General features: G+C 67.2%; 15 protein-coding genes and 1 pseudogene. 1 reads left to right on the forward strand and 15 read right to left on the reverse strand.

The genetic code is table 11. From position 1 onward, the window contains the following. Positions 1–22: 22 nt before the first annotated feature. Together ACJH7A_RS21195 and ACJH7A_RS21200 are read right to left on the reverse strand one after the other, a co-directional pair. Positions 23–517: a polyketide cyclase gene (locus tag ACJH7A_RS21195; protein WP_212806412.1), complete on the reverse strand. Its 495-nt coding sequence runs from the start codon at positions 515–517 to the stop codon at positions 23–25. Continuing rightward, positions 514–945 (reverse strand): hypothetical protein, encoded by a 432-nt coding sequence (locus tag ACJH7A_RS21200; protein WP_406802651.1) that lies wholly within the window; start codon positions 943–945, stop codon positions 514–516. The genes ACJH7A_RS21195 and ACJH7A_RS21200 overlap by 4 nt, the downstream gene beginning before the upstream one ends. Before the next feature lie 530 nt (positions 946–1475). On the opposite strand from ACJH7A_RS21200, the gene ACJH7A_RS21205 reads away from it, so the two are divergent. Beyond that, positions 1476–2714 carry an HNH endonuclease signature motif containing protein gene (locus ACJH7A_RS21205; RefSeq protein WP_212806410.1) on the forward strand — a complete coding sequence of 413 codons (1239 nt, stop codon included), beginning with the start codon at positions 1476–1478 and terminating at the stop codon, positions 2712–2714. 95 nt (positions 2715–2809) lie between these two features. Here the strand turns inward: ACJH7A_RS21205 and nuoN are convergent, their stop codons facing one another. The 13 genes and pseudogenes from nuoN to ACJH7A_RS21270 all read right to left on the reverse strand — a co-directional run bounded on the left by nuoN (position 2810) and on the right by ACJH7A_RS21270 (position 17481). Continuing rightward, positions 2810–4342, reverse strand: a complete 1533-nt coding sequence (nuoN, locus tag ACJH7A_RS21210; RefSeq protein WP_212814728.1) for an NADH-quinone oxidoreductase subunit NuoN — start codon at positions 4340–4342, stop codon at positions 2810–2812. Between the two features lie 5 nt (positions 4343–4347). After that, positions 4348–5886 carry an NADH-quinone oxidoreductase subunit M gene (locus ACJH7A_RS21215; protein WP_212814729.1) on the reverse strand — a complete coding sequence of 513 codons (1539 nt, stop codon included), beginning with the start codon at positions 5884–5886 and terminating at the stop codon, positions 4348–4350. 5 nt (positions 5887–5891) lie between these two features. Next, positions 5892–7775 (reverse strand): NADH-quinone oxidoreductase subunit L, encoded by a 1884-nt coding sequence (gene nuoL / locus ACJH7A_RS21220; RefSeq protein WP_346416837.1) that lies wholly within the window; start codon positions 7773–7775, stop codon positions 5892–5894. Between the two features lie 2 nt (positions 7776–7777). Then, a complete protein-coding gene (gene nuoK, locus ACJH7A_RS21225; protein ID WP_061002954.1) occupies positions 7778–8077 on the reverse strand; it encodes an NADH-quinone oxidoreductase subunit NuoK in 300 nt (99 codons plus the stop codon). Then, positions 8074–8784: an NADH-quinone oxidoreductase subunit J gene (locus tag ACJH7A_RS21230; RefSeq protein ID WP_346416836.1), complete on the reverse strand. Its 711-nt coding sequence runs from the start codon at positions 8782–8784 to the stop codon at positions 8074–8076. Before ACJH7A_RS21230 ends, nuoK begins: the two co-directional genes overlap by 4 nt. Next, positions 8767–9326, reverse strand: a pseudogene (gene nuoI, locus ACJH7A_RS21235) (NADH-quinone oxidoreductase subunit NuoI); the annotation flags it as partial. The gene ACJH7A_RS21230 and the pseudogene nuoI, both read right to left, overlap by 18 nt. Next, positions 9316–10545: an NADH-quinone oxidoreductase subunit NuoH gene (gene nuoH / locus ACJH7A_RS21240; protein ID WP_346416835.1), complete on the reverse strand. Its 1230-nt coding sequence runs from the start codon at positions 10543–10545 to the stop codon at positions 9316–9318. The pseudogene nuoI and the gene nuoH, both read right to left, overlap by 11 nt. Then, positions 10542–12914, reverse strand: a complete 2373-nt coding sequence (locus tag ACJH7A_RS21245) for an NADH-quinone oxidoreductase subunit G (RefSeq protein WP_346416834.1) — start codon at positions 12912–12914, stop codon at positions 10542–10544. Before ACJH7A_RS21245 ends, nuoH begins: the two co-directional genes overlap by 4 nt. Next, positions 12911–14212 carry an NADH-quinone oxidoreductase subunit NuoF gene (gene nuoF / locus ACJH7A_RS21250; protein ID WP_346416833.1) on the reverse strand — a complete coding sequence of 434 codons (1302 nt, stop codon included), beginning with the start codon at positions 14210–14212 and terminating at the stop codon, positions 12911–12913. Before nuoF ends, ACJH7A_RS21245 begins: the two co-directional genes overlap by 4 nt. Beyond that, complete coding sequence (gene nuoE, locus ACJH7A_RS21255) at positions 14209–14931, reverse strand: NADH-quinone oxidoreductase subunit NuoE (RefSeq protein ID WP_212813603.1); 723 nt, start codon at positions 14929–14931, stop codon at positions 14209–14211. Before nuoE ends, nuoF begins: the two co-directional genes overlap by 4 nt. Then, positions 14928–16253 carry an NADH dehydrogenase (quinone) subunit D gene (gene nuoD, locus ACJH7A_RS21260; RefSeq protein ID WP_212813605.1) on the reverse strand — a complete coding sequence of 442 codons (1326 nt, stop codon included), beginning with the start codon at positions 16251–16253 and terminating at the stop codon, positions 14928–14930. The genes nuoE and nuoD overlap by 4 nt, the downstream gene beginning before the upstream one ends. After that, positions 16253–16927 carry an NADH-quinone oxidoreductase subunit C gene (locus tag ACJH7A_RS21265; RefSeq protein ID WP_212813607.1) on the reverse strand — a complete coding sequence of 225 codons (675 nt, stop codon included), beginning with the start codon at positions 16925–16927 and terminating at the stop codon, positions 16253–16255. Before ACJH7A_RS21265 ends, nuoD begins: the two co-directional genes overlap by 1 nt. Next, positions 16924–17481, reverse strand: coding sequence for an NADH-quinone oxidoreductase subunit B family protein (locus ACJH7A_RS21270; protein ID WP_029119553.1), 558 nt, complete (start codon positions 17479–17481; stop codon positions 16924–16926). Before ACJH7A_RS21270 ends, ACJH7A_RS21265 begins: the two co-directional genes overlap by 4 nt. Positions 17482–17484 lie beyond the last annotated feature (3 nt).

Raw genomic sequence — 17484 nt, forward strand, 5'->3', positions numbered from 1 at the left:
GTGCATCACAAAGTTGGAGGCGCTACTTCTCGGCGAGCTGCTTGAAGTTGAGTAGCTGCCGTCGGGCCATCACTAGATCCCCCACACTGAGTAGGGGAGCGGCGAGCCGCCACGACTGTGGCGCAGTCACTTTCAGTACCAACCGAGTTCTGTGGTCATCGAGCGGGGTGAGCCGATAGGACATGTGAGCGCCCATGATCTGCGCCGTCAACTGCGCTTGGTGGTCCACCGAGAGCACCTTGCCCAGTGGCCGGCCGGCGCTGGCGGTGAACGGATCGCCGGGCCGGGGGTCGTTCAGGTTGTGCAGCTTGCGTGGTGACTCACGGCCCAGATTGTCGATCCAGTCGTAGGAGTACGGTGCCAGGCGCACTTGAACAAGCCACGGCCACAACCGATCTGGTGTGGTGTTGACAGTGACTCCGCGCCACGCCTCGAGCGATGGGCTGGCGACGTAGCTGTCGCAGTCGTAGCGCGCCATGGTCTCGGCGTCGGTGACGCCCCAGCGGTCACCGATCATCGGGTGACCACCTTGTTCATCAGGTATGGAGCAGCCGTGCGGTGGATGGGGCCGATGGCCCGCCAGATCACCGTCGCAGGCCGCTGCTGTTTGTAGTGCAGTGCGGTGATGAGTTGGCCCGTCGAGGCATCGACTCGTCGGAGGATCAGAGTTCCGTCCATCAGCGGCGATTCGGCCTCCAGGCGAACCGCATCGGGAGTCGACGCCGCGATACGCCAGCCGAGGACATGCTGCGATGAGTCCGTCGGCCCGAGCCGGAATCGCAGTAACGCCTTGTGCGCGAACCGGATTCCCTCGCGGATGGCTGGACCGGATTGCTCGAGAGCCTGCCGTGCCAGCGTTTCGGGCGTACGCGCGTCAGATTCGGCGACGGTGACTTCGAAGATGTCGAGGTAGTCAGCCTGCCGGAGGCTTGGGGGCAGAGCCACGCTTGCCAGGCTCACCTGGCGCGCATGCCCAACTGCCAACTCCGTCGCCATGACTACGAGGCTAGGTACTCATTGGCCGCTTGTCAGGGGCCAGTTTCGTGGCGGAACCGGGTACCACTCGGGCGGGCGCCGCGCGCTGATGACAAGTTCAACGAGCGTCGGGACGGCGAGACGGCAGCGATCGCCGCGTATGGTCCGGTGTGTAGACGCTTTGAGTCGGCAACGTCTTGAGGCACTGCAGAATTCGGAACGCGATGTACCAGGACCTTGGTGGCAGTTCTGTGGTTTTGGGACGGCGATGATCGCGTTGCCGGCTGTTGACGATCAAAACCGCGTCGTCCATCGCTCCTTTACGCAAGGTGTAGAACGACTTTCGGCAATTGTCGCACTCGTCGCAGAATGCCGAGCTCCCCACGGGACGCATCAGGTCACCCGATGGGCTTCACCACGATCAGCCGCACTGTCACCGGTGTCCTGATGTAGGCCCAAAAAGTCCTTGCGGTTCGAACATACGTTCGATACAATTGGGCATGGGAATCACACCGGATCTCAACGCTCTTCTCGAGCGCCTCCGCGACGTGGCCGTCCCCGACGACATGTCCCGGGACGACGCAGTGGCGGCCATGACGTGCGTGATGAAACTGCGCAATATGGCCGATCATCTGGCAGCGATGCTGACCGGGGTGTTGGACCGCTGCGGGGTGGCGGCCGCGCAGGGCCGGACGCCGCGGGAGTTGTTGATGGCGTTGGGGTGTGCGCCATCGGTGGCCGAGCGCTTTATCCGGGTATCGGCAGCCTTGTCGGCGTTGCCCACGCTCGCGGCGCATGCCGCTGATGGGGCGATCTCCGGGGAGCATGTCGATGCGATCGTCAAAGGCATCAACCACATCCGAGCCCGCGCACCCGGTGAGGTAGACGAGGAGACCCGGTTCGGGCAGGTGACCGATCTGTTGGGGCAGTTCTTCTCCGGCGCCACCCCCGCAGACATCGGGGCCCGCGCCCGCCGGTTGGGCAACCGGCATGCGGCCGCCGAAGGTGGCCTGCCGGCGGCCGAGGACCGGTCGGTCAACACCGCCGACCACCGCGTCACCAGCGACGGGCGGGTCCAGATCCGGGCGGACCTGGACGCCGAAGTCGGGGCCAAGTACATCGCGGCGATCGAACAAGGATCGGCGCCGCGGCCCGAACCCGACGGCAGCCCCGACACCCGCACGGCGGGCCGGCGGCGGGCCGACGCGCTGGAAGCGGTGCTGGACATCGCCGCCCGCGGCGGCGACACCGCTTACGCGCCGCGCACGCAGCTACTGGTGACCGTGCCCGCCGACGCCCCGGACCTGGCGGCGTTGGAATTCATCGGGTCGATCAGCACCATGACCCTGGAACGAATCTGCTGCGACACCACCGTCACCACCATGATCGTCGACGGCGAACACGTACCCCTCGATATGGGGCGGGAGAAACGTTTGTTCCCGGCGCACCTGCGCAAAGCGCTGTATTTGCGGGATCAGTGCTGCATCAAATGCGGCGCCCCACCCGGACGCACCCACGCCCACCACATCATCCACTGGACCCACCACGGTCAGACATCACTAGCCAACGGGTGCCTGCTGTGCCCGGCCTGCCACGCCAACGTCCACCACGACGGCTGGGACGTCGTCATGGGACTGGACAAACACCCCTGGCTCATCCCACCCGCGGCCGTCGACCCACACCGAAAACCCATCCCCGCCCACAACCGCCGCACCATGCGCCTCGACACAGCCGCCTAACACCTAAAGCATTGCGCACCTTGACAACTCAACAGTGTTCGGGGCCGGGTGTCGGCCCGCAGCCGGCCGCGGCGGCCCGGCCGTTGGTCAGCCACTCACCGCAGGAACTGACCCGCGTGGTTGGCCAGGTCGAGCACCGGCTGCGGGACGGCGCCCAGCGCCAGCGTCACAAAGGCGGTGAGCCCGATCATCGCGGTGCTCAGACTGCCCGACTGAACTTGCGGGCCGTCCTCGACCGCATCAGTGAAGAACATCAGGACGATCACGCGGACGTAGAAGTACGCGGCGACGGCGCTGACGATCACACCGATGACGACAAGCGATGCGGCACCACCTTCGGCTGCGGCTTTGAAGACGGCGAACTTGCTGACGAATCCACTGGTCAGGGGAATGCCGGCGAAAGCAAGCAAGAACAACGCGAACACGACACCGAAGAATGGATGCCGGCGTCCGAGTCCGGCCCACCGCCGCAGGTCATCTTCCTCGTCCCCGTCGGCGCGGCGCACCACACTCACGACCGCGAATGCGCCGAGCGTGCTGAAACCGTAGGCGAACAGGTAGAACAACGACGCCGACAGTCCGTTGTCGTTGAGCGCGATCACGCCGGTGAGGATGAAGCCGGTATGTGCCACCGAGGAGTACGCCAGCATGCGCTTGACGTAGTTCTGCGCGATGGCGATCACCGTGCCCACCGCCATGGACAGCACCGCGATGATCGACAGCACCGGCCGCCAATCATTGGCCAGCGCCGGCAGCGCCACGTAGCAGACCCGCAGCAGCGCGCCGAAGGCGGCGATCTTGGTGGCCGACGCCATGAAGGCCGTGACTGGTGTGGGTGCCCCTTGATAGACGTCGGGCACCCACGAATGGAACGGCACCGCACCGACTTTGAACAACAGGCCCACGCACAGGAGCGCGATGCCGATGAGCCCGAGGGAGGCCGGGCCGCGGCCGGCAGCGACGCCCGAGAGGCTCAGGCTGCCGGAGTAGCCGTAGAGCATCGCGACACCGAAGAGGAAGAACGCCGACGAAAATGCCCCCAGCAGAAAGTACTTCAGTGACGCTTCCTGCGACAGCAGCCGATTCCGGCGGGCCAGACCGCACATCAGGTACAGCGGCAGGGACAGCACCTCGAGCGCGACGAACATCGTCAGCAGATCATCGGACGCGCCGAACAGCATCATGCCGCCGAGCGCGAACATCGCCAGCGGGAACACCTCGGTCTGGGCGACACCGGTCTTGAGGGCGATCTGCTCGGCGGCGCTACCGGGCACTGTCGCGGCCTGCGGGGTGAACGCGGCCAGCCCACTGCCGTCCGAAACCCGTTGTGCCATCAGCAAGGTGGCCAACAGGCTGACCCCCAGCAGAGTGCCCTGCAGGAAGAGCGCCGGGCGGTCGATGGCGATGGCCCCGAGGACTGCAGGCCGGCCGATCGCCGAACCCAGGTGCAGCGCTTGGGAAACCACGGCCACCAGGGCCACCGCCTGGCCACCGATACTCAACACCACTTGGGCGCGGTACCGCGCCGGGCGCGGTGCGAAGGCTTCCACGAGCACACCTGCCAGCGCGATGCCGAACACGATCAGCATCGGCGACAGCAGGCCGTACTCGACGGACGGCGCGGGGATGGGCGTCACCGGGCGACCCCCTGGGCGGTACTCGACGAGGTATGTCCGACAGCCGGATTGATGACGTCCAACGCGGGCTTGGGGTAGACGCCGAGCACCAGCAGCAGGGCGACCAACGGCACGACCACGGCCAGTTCCCGCGGTACGAGGTCGCGCAGCTTGTCATTGCCGTCGGCGACGGGGCCCGTCATCATCCGCTGATACATCCACAGGATGTAGAGCGCGGAGAGCACCAGGGCCGTGGCCGCGACGGCGGTGACGGCCGGGTAGTGGATGAATGTGCCGACCAGAACCAGGAATTCGCTGATGAACGGTGCCAGGCCGGGCAGCGACAGCGTCGCGAGTCCGGCGATCAGGAACGTGCCGGCCAGTATCGGTGCGACGGTCTGCACACCGCCGTAGTCGGCGATGGCGCGAGACCCGCGGCGGGACACCAGGAATCCGGCGATCAGGAACAGCGCGGCGGTCGAGATGCCGTGGTTGACCATGTACAGCGCGGCGCCGGACTGCGCCTGCTCGGTCATCGCGAAGATGCCCAGAATGATGAAGCCGAAGTGCGAGATCGAGGTGTACGAGATCAGGCGCATGACGTCCGTCTGTCCGATGGCGACGATGGCCCCGTAGACGATGCCGATAACGGCCAGCGCAATGATCAAGGGCCGGAATGTCGCTGCGGACGACGGGAACAGCTGCAGGCAGTACCGGAGCATGCCGAATGTGCCCACCTTGTCGACGACAGCCATCATCAGGACAGCCGTGGCCGGCGTGGCGTGCACCGCCGCGTCGGGCAGCCAACGGTGCAGGGGCCACAGAGGTGCCTTGACTGCGAACGCGAACATGAACCCACCGAACAGCGCATTGGCTATCCCCGGGCTGATGTTGAGGGTGCCGTAGCGCACAGCGTCCGCGACGGCACGGAAGTCGAAGGAGCCGTGGTTGAAAGCGGGACTGTTGGCGGTGGCAACGTACAGTCCGATGACCGCGGCCAGCATGATCAGGCCGCCGAACAGGTTGTACAGCAGGAACTTCACCGCTGCTTTGGACGCGGCGGGCCGGTCCGCGCCGAAACCGCCGATGAGGAAGTACATCGGGATCAGCATGGCTTCGAAGAACACGTAGAACAGCAGGATGTCCAGTGACACCAGGGAGATCAGCACCATCGATTCGACGGCGAGGATCAGCGCGAAGTAGGCGTGGGTCGACTTGGCCTGCGCGCCGGCATCATTCGAGTCGCCGTCATTCCAGCCGGCGATGATCAGCAGCGGTACCAGGACAGCGGTCAGTGCGACCAAGACCAGGGCCACGCCGTCGACCCCGAGGATGTAGCCGGTGCCGAACGACGGTATCCACGGGTGGTTCTCGACGAACTGGTAGCGCGCCCCGGCCGGGTCGAAGCGCAGCGCCAGCACCAGCGCGATGACGAGCACCACCAGCGACACCGCCAGGGCCCCCCAGCGGGCGAAAGCCCGTGCGCCGGCGGGCAACAGGATCACTGCCGCACCGCCTGCCATCGGGACGGCCCACAACGCTGTCAGCCACCACATTCCGGTCACCACACCCTCACCGTGAGAATGGCGGCCGCAATCAATGCCGCTCCGGCCAACATGGACAGCGCATACGACCGGGCAAACCCGTTCTGCCAGCGTCGAAGATCCTGCGACCCGGTGCGGACCAGCGCGGCGAGCTCACGGGTGACGCCGTCGACCGCGACGTCATCGAAGTCGACAAGGTTCTCGGTGAGCCGCCGGCCCGGCACCATCAGCGCCCGCTCGTTGAACGCATCGCCGTACAGATCGTTGCGCGCGGCGACCGTCAACCCGGAGACGTTGACCGGGGCGCTGATCGGGACGGGTTGGCGCGCATACATCCGGTAGGCGATCGCGACGCCGACGCCGACCACCGCGAGCGTGACGACCGTGAGCAGCCAAGCGGGCACCGTATGCTCGGGCTCGTGGAAGCCGACGACCGGTTCGAGCCAGTGCTCCAACTTCCCACCGACGGCCAGCAGCGCGCCCGCGCCGATCGACCCGGCGGCCAACACCACCATCGGCCAGCCCATGACCGACGGCGACTCGTGGGGATGCGCCTCGGCGCGCCAGCGCTTTTCGCCGAAGAACGTCATCAGCATGACGCGGGTCATGTAGAACGCCGTGATGCCCGCACCCAGCAGGGCGGCGCCGCCGAACAGCAGCCCCTTGGCGCCGCCGGCCGCGAACGCGGTCTCGATGATGGGGTCTTTCGAGAAGAACCCGGACAGCGGCGGGATACCGATGATCGCGAGGTAACCCATGCCGAACGTGGCGAACGTGACGGGCATCGCGGTGCGCAGCCCGCCGTAGCGGCGCATGTCGGTCTCGTCGTCCATGGCGTGCATCACCGAACCGGCACCGAGGAACAGTCCGGCCTTGAAGAAACCGTGCGCCAGCAGATGCAGGATCGCGAGCGCGTAGCCGGCGGGTCCGAGACCCGCGGCCAGCATCATGTAGCCGATCTGGCTCATGGTCGACGCCGCGAGGGCCTTCTTGATGTCGTCTTTGGCGCAGCCGATCACCGCGCCGAACAACAGCGTGACGGCGCCGACGACGGCGACCGCCAACCGGGCGTCGGCGGACTGGTTGAAGATCGGAGCCGACCGCACCACCAGGTACACGCCGGCCGTGACCATGGTGGCCGCGTGGATCAGCGCCGACACGGGGGTCGGGCCCTCCATCGCATCGCCGAGCCACGACTGCAGCGGTACCTGAGCGGACTTGCCGCAGGCCGCCAGCAGCAACAGCAGACCGATGAGGGTGACGGTGGTCGCGGCGAGATGTGGCGCCTGCGCGAAAACACCCGTGTACGAGAGGGTTCCGGTGTGCGCGAACATCGCCGCCAGGGCCAGCGCCAGCCCGATGTCACCGACCCGGTTGACGACGAACGCCTTCTTGGCGGCCGCCGCCGCCGACGGTTTGTGCGACCAGAACCCGATCAGCAGGTACGACGCCAGGCCGACGCCTTCCCACCCCACGTACAGACCGAGATAGTTGTCGGCCAGCACCAGCAGCAGCATGGCCGCGACGAACAGGTTGAGATAGGCGAAAAAGCGCCGCCGGGCCGGGTCGTGCGCCATGTAGCCGATCGAATAGATGTGGATCAGCGCGCCGACTCCGGTGATGAGCAGGACGAAGCACACTGACAGCTGGTCCAGACGCAAGCCGAAATCGACCTGCAGTTGGGCCACCGGAACCCAGGAGAACAGCGTCTCGTGCACCAACCGGACGTCGTTGTCGCGACCGGACATTGCCGCGAACTGGGTGGCGCCGACGAGGAAGGCGCCGACCACCGTGGCGCAGCCGAGCAGATGCCCCCACGCGTCGGTGGCCTTGCCGCCGAGCAGCAGTATCGCCGCGCCGGCCAGCGGCAGCGCGATCAGCAACCACACCGATGTCGTCATGGTCACTGCTTCAGCAGGTTCGCGGCGTCGACCGACGCCGATCGCCGGGTCCGGAATATGGTCATGATGATCGCCAGTCCCACCACCACCTCACATGCCGCCACGACCATGGTGAAGAACGCCACCACCTGACCGTCGAGCTCGCCGTGCATCCGGGAGAACGTGACGAACGCCAGATTGGCTGCGTTGAGCATCAATTCGACGCACATGAACATGACGATGGCGTTGCGGCGCACCAGCACACCGGCCGCGCCGATGGTGAACAGCAGCGCCGAGAGATACAGGTAATTGGTGGGATTCATGAGGCGTTCCCATCGTCGAGGGACACACTGCGCCGCGGCAGGATGGCGCTGACGGACATGTCGGCGTCCGAGCCGTCGGGCAGCTTCGCCGGGATGTCGACGGCGTTGTGCCGCGCGTACACCCCGGGGTTGGGCCGTGGTGTCGGGTGCCCGCCGCCGGCGAACCGTTCGATTGCCAGCTCGCGCTGGGTCTTTCGACGCTCGAAGCGTTCGCGGTGGGTCAGCACCATGGCACCCAGCGCCGCGGTGATGAGCAGCGCGCTGGTGACCTCGAAGGCCCACAGGTAGCGCGTGAAGATCAGCACCGCCAGGCCCTGGACGTTGCCGGCCCGGTTGGCGTGCTCCAGCCCGACGAAGTTGGCCCCGAGACTGCCGATCCCGGCGATCACCGCGATGCCGAATCCGATGCCGGCCACCATGGCGGCAACGCGTTGTCCCCGAATGGTTTCGATCAGCGAGTCCGCCGAATCGACACCGATGAGCATGAGGACGAACAGGAACAGCATCATGACCGCACCGGTGTAGACCACCACCTGCACGACACCGAGGAACACCGCGTCCTGGGCGATGTAGAGCACCGCCAGGCTGATCATGGTGCTGGCCAGGAACATTGCCGAGTACACCGCTTTGGGGGCGGCCACCATGGCGATGGCGCCGAGCACCGACACGGTACCGAGCACCCAGAACGTCACGGCCTCTCCGGTCACTTGGCCGCCTCGCGCCGCTTCAGGCCGTCCGCGGTGATATTGCCGCGGTAGTAGTCCTCGTCGGTGCTGCCCTCGGCCATGGCGTGCGGTGGCGCGGTCATGTCGGGTTTCAGCGGCGCCAGGAGCTTGTCCTTGCCGTAGATCAGGTCGGACCGGTTGTCGTCGGCCATCTCGTAGTCGTTGGTCATGGTCAGCGCCCGCGTCGGGCAGGCCTCGATGCAGAGCCCGCAGCCGATGCACCGCAGATAGTTGATCTGGTACACCCGGCCGTACCGCTCGCCGGGCGAGAACCGTTGTTCCTCGGTGTTGTCGGCGCCCTCGACATAGATCGCGTCCGCGGGGCAGGCCCACGCGCACAGTTCGCAACCGATGCACTTCTCGAGGCCGTCGTCGTACCGGTTGAGCTGATGCCGGCCGTGATAGCGCGGAGCGACCGGACCGGGCTCCTCGGGATACTGCTCGGTGACCGGTTTCTTGAACATGGTCCCGAAGGTGACGCCGAAACCGGCAATCGCGTCGATGAACTTGGGCCTACCGGGCATGGTGAACCTCCTTGGCCGGGATGGGCGGCACCGGGAACGCGCCGGGCTGCGGTTCGACGGCCGGGGCCCGCGTGCGAGCCGACTTGCGCCGCACCGTGTTCCACAACGCACCGGCGATGGCCACCACGGCGATGGCGCCGGCGAAGGCCAGCACGACGGGCCAGCTGTCGTGCCCCTGCAGACGCAGCGTCCGCACGATGCTGACGATCATGATCCACGCCAGCGAGATCGGGATGAGCACCTTCCAGCCCAGCGCCATGAACTGGTCGTACCGCAGGCGCGGGAGCGTGGCCCGGAGCCACATGAACAAGAACAGGAACGCCCACACCTTGCCGACGAACCACAGCAGCGGCCACCAGCCGGTGTTGGCGCCGGGGATGAGGCTCAGGGGCCAGGGCGCCTGCCAACCACCGAGGAACAGGGTGGTGGCCAGTGCGGAAACCGTTGTCATGTTGACGTATTCCGCGAGCATGAACATCGCGAACTTCAGTGACGAGTACTCGGTGTGGAATCCGCCGACCAGCTCGCCTTCGGCCTCGGGCAGATCGAACGGCGCCCGGTTCGTTTCGCCGACCATCGACACCACGTAGATCAGGAACGACGGCAGCAGCAGGAAGACGTACCAGCGGCCCTGTTGTGACGCGACGATCTGCGACGTCGACATGGTGCCCGCGTACAGGAACACCGCGGCGAACGACAGCGCCATCGCGATCTCGTACGAGATGACCTGCGCGCTGGACCGCAGCCCGCCGAGCAGGGGATAGGTCGAGCCGGAAGCCCAGCCCGCCAACACGATTCCGTAGACCCCGATCGAGGTGACCGCAAGGACGTACAACACCGCGACCGGCAGGTCGGTCAACTGCAGCGGCGTCTCGTGCCCGAAGACGTGGACCAGCGGCCCCATCGGGATGACGGCGAACGCCATGATCGCCGGGATCACCGAGATGATCGGCGCCAGCAGGTAGATCGGCTTGTCCACCCCGGCCGGGACCAGCCCTTCTTTGAGGGCGAGCTTGATGCCATCGGCGAGGCTCTGCAGTAACCCGAACGGCCCCACCCGGTTCGGCCCGATGCGCATCTGCATCCAGCTCAGGACTCGTCGTTCGAGCAGGATCGCGACGAGCACCGTCAGCACCAGGAACACAAAAATGCCAAGGGCTTTGGCGAGGACCAGCCACCACGGGTCCAGGCCGAACGAGGAGAGGTCGGGATAGTTCACGTTGCCGCCCCGCTGATCGAGACGACCGCGCCGGGGGCGACGCCGAGCGTGGCATGGACGGGCGAACCCGGCGAGTTCAGCGGCAGCCACACCACGCCGGTCGGCATGTCGGTGATCTCGAGCGGCAGGGTGATGCTGCCGCGATCGGTACTGACGGTGAGGGTTTCGGACGCGCCGACGCTCGCGGCCGTGTCGGGCGACAAGCGGGCCACCGCCGGACGCGCCGTGGCGGCCAGATGGGGTTCGCCGTCCTGCAGCCGGCCGGCGTCCAGCAGCATCCGCCAGCCGGCAAGAACCGCCTGACCGGGACCGGGCACGGGGTTCGGGGGCGCGGTGAATTCCGGTGCGGCGGGCCGTGGTCCGGTCCAGCACCCCAGTCGGTTCATCTCGTTGCGCACGGTCGCGACATCGCGCAGACCCAGATCGATGCAGTGCTCGTCGGCGAGCGCGGCCAGCACCCCCATGTCCGCTCGCGTGGCGGGCGGCAGCGCCGCGCCGAATGCGCGATGTCGGCCTTCCCAGTTCACGAAGCTGCCGGCTTTCTCGACGACGGGTGCCACCGGGAACACCACGTGCGCGAGATCGGTGACGGCGCTGCGACGTACTTCCATGCTCACCACGAACTTCGCGGCGCCGAGCGACTGCTGCGCCAGTGCTGGGTCGGGTAGATCGGCCAGCTCGACACCGGCGACCAGGACAGCCTCGAGCTCGCCGTCGGCTGCGGCGGCGAGGATCCCGGTGGTGTCGCGGCCCGGAGCGTCGGGCAGTTCGTCGACGTGCCAGGCGACGGCAACTTCCGTGCGTGACGGCACATCGGTCACCAAACGACCGCCGGGCAACAGATTCGGGGCCGCACCGGCTTCCAGTGCACCGCGCTCGCCGGCCCGCCGTGGTACCCAGCCGACGGCCGCGCCGGTCCGCTCGGCCAACCGGGCCACAGCGGAGAACCCGCCTGGGATACCGGCCAGCCGCTCACCGGTGAGGATGACCGAACCGGGCGGCAACACCTCGACGGCGTCGAGGGCGCGGGGTTCGCGGCCGGGTGCGGCGGAGATGAGGGTGCCGCCCATCTTCGCCAGACCGCGGCTCGCGAACGGCGCCACCGCAACAACTTTCAGACCGTGCTTGCGGAAGGCCTTGCGCAGCCGCAGGTAGATGATCGGCGATTCGTCTTCCGGCTCGAACGCGACGAGCAGCACGACGGGCGCCTGCTCCAGGTCGGCGTACGTCACCCGCATCGGCTGACCCGCGACGGACGCCGCCAGGAACTGGGCTTCCTCGTCGCTGTGCACCCGGTTGCGGAAGTCGATGTCGTTGGTGCCCAGCACAATCCGCGCGTACTTGGCATACGCATAGGCGTCTTCGGTCGTGAGTCGTCCGCCGACCAGCACGCCGGTCCGGGCCCCGGCCGCCGACAGGCCGCGCACCGCGACGGCGACGGCCTCGGGCCACGACGCCGGGCGCTGGGTGCCGTCGGCCTCGCGGATCAAGGGTGTGGTGATCCGGTCACCCTGCGTGGCGTAGGTGAAGGCCCACCGGCCCTTGTCGCAGTTCCACTCTTCGTTCACCTCGGGATCGTCACCGGCCAAGCGGCGCAACACCGTTCCGCGGCGATGATCGGTGCGCTGCGCACAGCCCGAGGCGCAGTGTTCGCAGACGCTGGGGGAGGAGACCAGGTCGAAAGGCCGGGCCCGGAACCGGTACGCAGTCCCGGTCAGCGCGCCGACGGGACAGATCTGCACGGTGTTGCCGGAGAAGTAGGAGTCGAACGGGTCATCGCCCCCGATACCGACCTGCTGCAGTGCGCCACGTTCCAGCAGTTCGATGAACGGGTCGCCGGCGACCTGATTCGAGAACCGCGTGCAGCGCGCGCACAGCACGCAGCGTTCCCGGTCGAGCAGGACCTGCGCCGACAGGTTGATGGGTTTGGGGAAGGTGCGCTTGACGTCCTCGAAGCGAGAATCGGCGCGGCCGTTGGACATCGCCTGGTTCTGCAGTGGGCATTCGCCGCCCTTGTCGCAGACGGGGCAGTCCAGCGGATGGTTGATCAGCAGCAGTTCCATCACGCCGTGTTGTGCCTTGTCGGCGGCCTCCGACGTCACCTGGGTACGCACGACCATGTCCGGGGTGACCGTGGTGGTGCACGACGCCAATGGTTTCCGCTGACCCTCCACCTCGACGAGGCACTGCCGGCAGGCGCCCACCGGGTCGAGCAGGGGGTGGTCGCAGAACCGGGGAATCTGCACCCCGATGAGCTCGGCCGCACGAATCACCAACGTGCCCTTGGGCACACTGATCTGCTGGTCGTCGATGGTCAGCGCCACCATCTCGACCGCGGCCGCGTCCTTCGCCGGCTCGGTGACCGTCATGCGCCCGCTCCTTCCGTGGCGAAGAGCGTGGCGGCGTGCGGGTCGAAGGGGCAGCCGCCATTCAGGTGCGCGACGTACTCGTCGCGGAAGTATTTGAGCGAGGACATGATCGGGCTCGCCGCGCCGTCGCCGAGGGCACAGAACGACTTGCCGAGGATGGCGTCGGAGATGTCGAGCAGTTTGTCCAGGTCGGCGGCGTGGGCCTGTCCGTTCTCCAGCCGGGCATAGATCTGTGCCAGCCAGTAGGTGCCCTCGCGGCACGGCGTGCACTTGCCGCAGGACTCGTGCGCGTAGAACTGGGTCCACCGGCGGACGGCCCGCACCACGCAGGTCGTCTCGTCGAAAATCTGCAGTGCCTTGGTGCCCAGCATCGAGCCGGCCCCGGCCATGCCTTCGTAGTCCAGCGGGACGTCCAGGTGTTCGGATGTGAGCATCGGCGTCGACGATCCGCCCGGCGTCCAGAACTTCAACTGGTGCCCGGCCCGCACCCCGCCGGCGTATTCCAGCAGTTCGCGCAGCGAAATCCCCAGGGGTGCCTCGTATTGTCCCGGCCGGGTGACGTGACCCGACAGCGAGTAGAGCGTGAAGCCGGGCGACTTCTCCGACCCCATGGACCGGAACCAGTCGACCCCGCCGCGGATCACCGACGGGACACTGGCGATCGACTCGACGTTGTTGACCACGGTCGGGCAGGCGTACAACCCGGCGACCGCGGGGAACGGCGGACGCAACCGGGGCTGGCCGCGCCGGCCCTCCAGCGAGTCGAGCAGCGCGGTCTCCTCGCCGCAGATGTACGCACCCGCCCCGGCGTGCACCACCAGATCCAGGTCGTAGCCGGTGCCGGCGATGTTGGTGCCGAGATAGCCGTTCGCGTAGGCCTCGGCGACCGCACCCTGCAGCCGGCGCAGCACCGGAACCACCTCACCGCGCACGTAGATGAATGCGTGGCGGGCGCCGATGGCGTACGACGCGATGATCGCGCCTTCCACCAGCGCGTGCGGCGAGGCCAGCATCAGCGGAATGTCCTTGCACGTCCCGGGTTCGGATTCGTCCGCGTTGACGACCAGATAGTGCGGACGGCCGTCGTCGGGGGAGATGAACGACCATTTGGTCCCCGTAGGGAAACCCGCGCCACCGCGTCCGCGCAGTCCGGAATCCTTGACCAGCGCAATGACTTCGGCGGGTTGCATCCGCAACACCGCCCGCAGCGCCTGGTAGCCGCCCTGCCGGACGTAGCTCTGCAGCGTCCACGACTGCGGCTCATCCCAGTGTCTGCTCAGCACCGGCGCGAGTGTCATTGCGGCGCCTCCATCCCGCGCTCCTGCGCGACGCGCAACCCGGCGAGGGTGGCCGCGCCCGGTTCGGAGTCGTTGCTGCCGGGGCGTTCATCGGGGAAGCCGGCGAGGATGCGTGCGGTGTCCTTGAAGGTGCACAGGGGCGCGCCCCGGGTCGGGGTGACCGGCTCACCGGTCCGCAATGAGTCGACGAGATCACGTGCGGAACCGGGTGTTTGGTTGTCGAAGAACTCCCAGTTCACCATGACCACGGGTGCGTAGTCGCAGGCGGCGTTGCATTCGATGTGCTCCAGCGTGACCCGGCCGTCGGCAGTGGTCTCGCCGGCGCCGAGACCCAGGTGGTCCTCCAGTGATTCGAGGATGGCGTCGCCGCCCATGATGGCGCACAGCGTGTTGGTGCACACCCCGACGAGGTACTCGCCTGTCGGGGTGCGGCGGTACATCGAGTAGAACGTCGCGACCGCGGTGACCTCGGCAGTGCTGAGGTCCAATTGCGCAGCGCAGAAAGCGATTCCGGCAGGGGTGAGGTAGCCGTCCTCGGATTGGACGAGATGCAGCAGCGGCAGCAGCGCGGAGCGGGCACTGGGGTAGCGGGCGATGATCGTCGCGGCGTCGGCGGCCAGGCGCTCGGTCACGTCAGGCGAATACGACTGCGGCCCTTGGCTGATCGGTGGGCCGGGCTCGTCCGGACGCGGCCCGAGACGCAGTTCGATAGCGGTCACCTGTCCACGCCTCCCATCACCGGATCGATCGATGCCACCGCGGCGATGGCGTCAGCGACCATGGAGCCCTCGCACATCACCGACACCGCTTGCAGATTGGTGAACGAGGGGTCGCGGTAGTGCACCCGGTAGGGCCGGGTGCCACCGTCGGACACCATGTGCACACCCAGCTCGCCGCGCGGCGATTCGACGGCGACGTACACCTGCCCGGCGGGCACCCGGATGCCTTCGGTCACGATCTTGAAGTGGTGGATCAGGGCCTCCATCGACGAGCCCATGATCTTGGCGATGTGTTCCTTCGAATTGCCCAGGCCGTCGGGGCCGAGCTTCAGGTCCGCGGGCCAGGCCAGCTTCTTGTCGGTGATCATCACCGGCCCGGTGACCTTGCCGAGCCTCTCGACACACTGCTCGACGATCTTGATGGACTCGTGCATCTCGCGGACCCGAATGATGTAGCGGCCGTAGGCATCACACTGGTCGTCGGTGATGACGTCGAAGTCATACGACTCGTATCCGCAGTACGGCTGCGCCTTTCGCAGATCGTGCGGCAGCCCCGTCGAACGCAGCACCGGTCCGGTGATGCCCAGCGCCATGCACCCGGTCAGATCCAGGTAGCCGACCCCCTGCGTGCGGGCCTTCCAGATGTAGTTCTCGTTGAGCAGATTCTCCATGTCGCGTAACCGCTTGGGCAGCAGCTTCAGCAGTTCCCGCAGTTGCGGCAGGGCCTCGTCGGGCAGGTCGGCGGCCAGGCCGCCGGGGCGGATGTAGGCGTGGTTCATGCGGAGCCCGGTGATGGTCTCGAAGATCGACAGCACCAGTTCGCGTTCCCGGAAGCCGAAGAACATGGCCGACATGGAACCCAGCTCCATACCGCCGGTCGCCAGCGCGACCAGGTGTGACGAGATGCGGTTGAGTTCCATCAGCAGCACCCGGATGATGCTCGCGCGCTCGGGAATGGCGTCGGTGACGCCGAGCAGCTTCTCGACGCCGAGGCAGTACGCCGTCTCGTTGAAGAAAGGCGACAGGTAGTCCATGCGGGTCACGAAGGTGACGCCCTGCGTCCAGGTCCGGTATTCGAGATTCTTCTCGATTCCGGTGTGCAGGTAGCCGATTCCGCACCGGGCCTCGGTGATGGTCTCGCCGTCGATCTCGAGGATCAGGCGCAGCACGCCGTGGGTGGACGGATGCTGCGGGCCCATGTTGACCACGATGCGCTCGCCGGCCACCGCGCTCTCCCGCGCCGCGGCCACGACGTCGGCCCAGTCTTGACCGCCGACGGTGACCACGCGTTCGCGGCCATCGGGTTCGTTGTCCTGAGTCATCAGTTGTAGGCCCGCCGTTCGTCCGGGGGCGGGATCTTCGCACCGTGGTACTCGACCGGGATTCCGCCGAGCGGGTAGTCCTTGCGCTGCGGGTGGCCCACCCAGTCATCGGGCATCTCGATCCGGGTCAGGGCGGGGTGGCCGTCGAAGATGATGCCGAAGAAGTCGTAGGTCTCCCGCTCGTGCCAGTCGGTCGTCGGGTACACCGAATACAGCGACGGCACATGCGGATCGGCGTCCGGGGCGCTCACCTCGACGCGGATGCGGCGGTTGTGGGTGATGGACATCAGCGGGTAGACGGCGTGCAACTCGCGACCGGTGTCGTCGGGGTAGTGCACCCCGGACACGCCCAGACACAGCTCGAATCGCAGCTGGTCGCGCAGTGCCTGGGCCACCGCGACCAGGTGTTCGCGGCGCACCTCGAGGGTCAGTTCGTCGCGGAAGACCACGACGCGCTCGATCGCGGCGCCGAACTCGTCGGGACCGAGGGTCGCCGCCAACGTGTCGACGACGTCGTCGAAGTAACCGCCGTAGGGCCGGGGTGAGCTGCCGGGCAGCGCCACCTCCCGGACCAACCGGCCGTAGCCCGACGTGTCGCCGCTGCCGCGCACACCGAACATGCCGCGCCGCGTCCCGATCACCTCGGGTCCCGTCTGGTCCGGCGCGTCCGTCATGACCGCAGCAGTCCCTTCAGCTCGATGGTGGGGCGGGCCTGCAGGGCGGCTTCCTCGGCCGCGGCGATCGCCTCAGCCCGGTTCACGCCCAGCGGCATCTCCTGAATCTTGGCGTGCAGCTTGAGGATTGCGTTGAGCAGCATCTCGGGCCGCGGCGGGCAGCCGGGTAGGTAGATGTCGACGGGCACGATGTGGTCGACGCCCTGCACCACCGCGTAGTTGTTGAACATGCCGCCGGAGGAAGCGCACACGCCCATGGCCAGCACCCATTTGGGTTCGGCCATCTGGTCGTACACCTGACGCAGCACCGGCGCCATCTTCTGGCTCACGCGGCCCGCGACGATCATCAGGTCGGCCTGGCGCGGCGTCGCAGAGAACCGCTCCATGCCGAAGCGCGCGATGTCGAAGCGCGGGCCCGCGGTGGCCATCATCTCGATGGCGCAGCAGGCCAGGCCGAACGTGGCGGGCCACAGCGACCCCTTGCGTACGTAGCCTGCGACCTTCTCGACAGTGGACAGCAGGATGCCGCCGGGCAGGCGTTCTTCGAGTCCCATGGG

It is taken from the genome of Mycobacterium sp. SMC-17 (assembly GCF_045310915.1).
Classification (GTDB): domain Bacteria; phylum Actinomycetota; class Actinomycetes; order Mycobacteriales; family Mycobacteriaceae; genus Mycobacterium.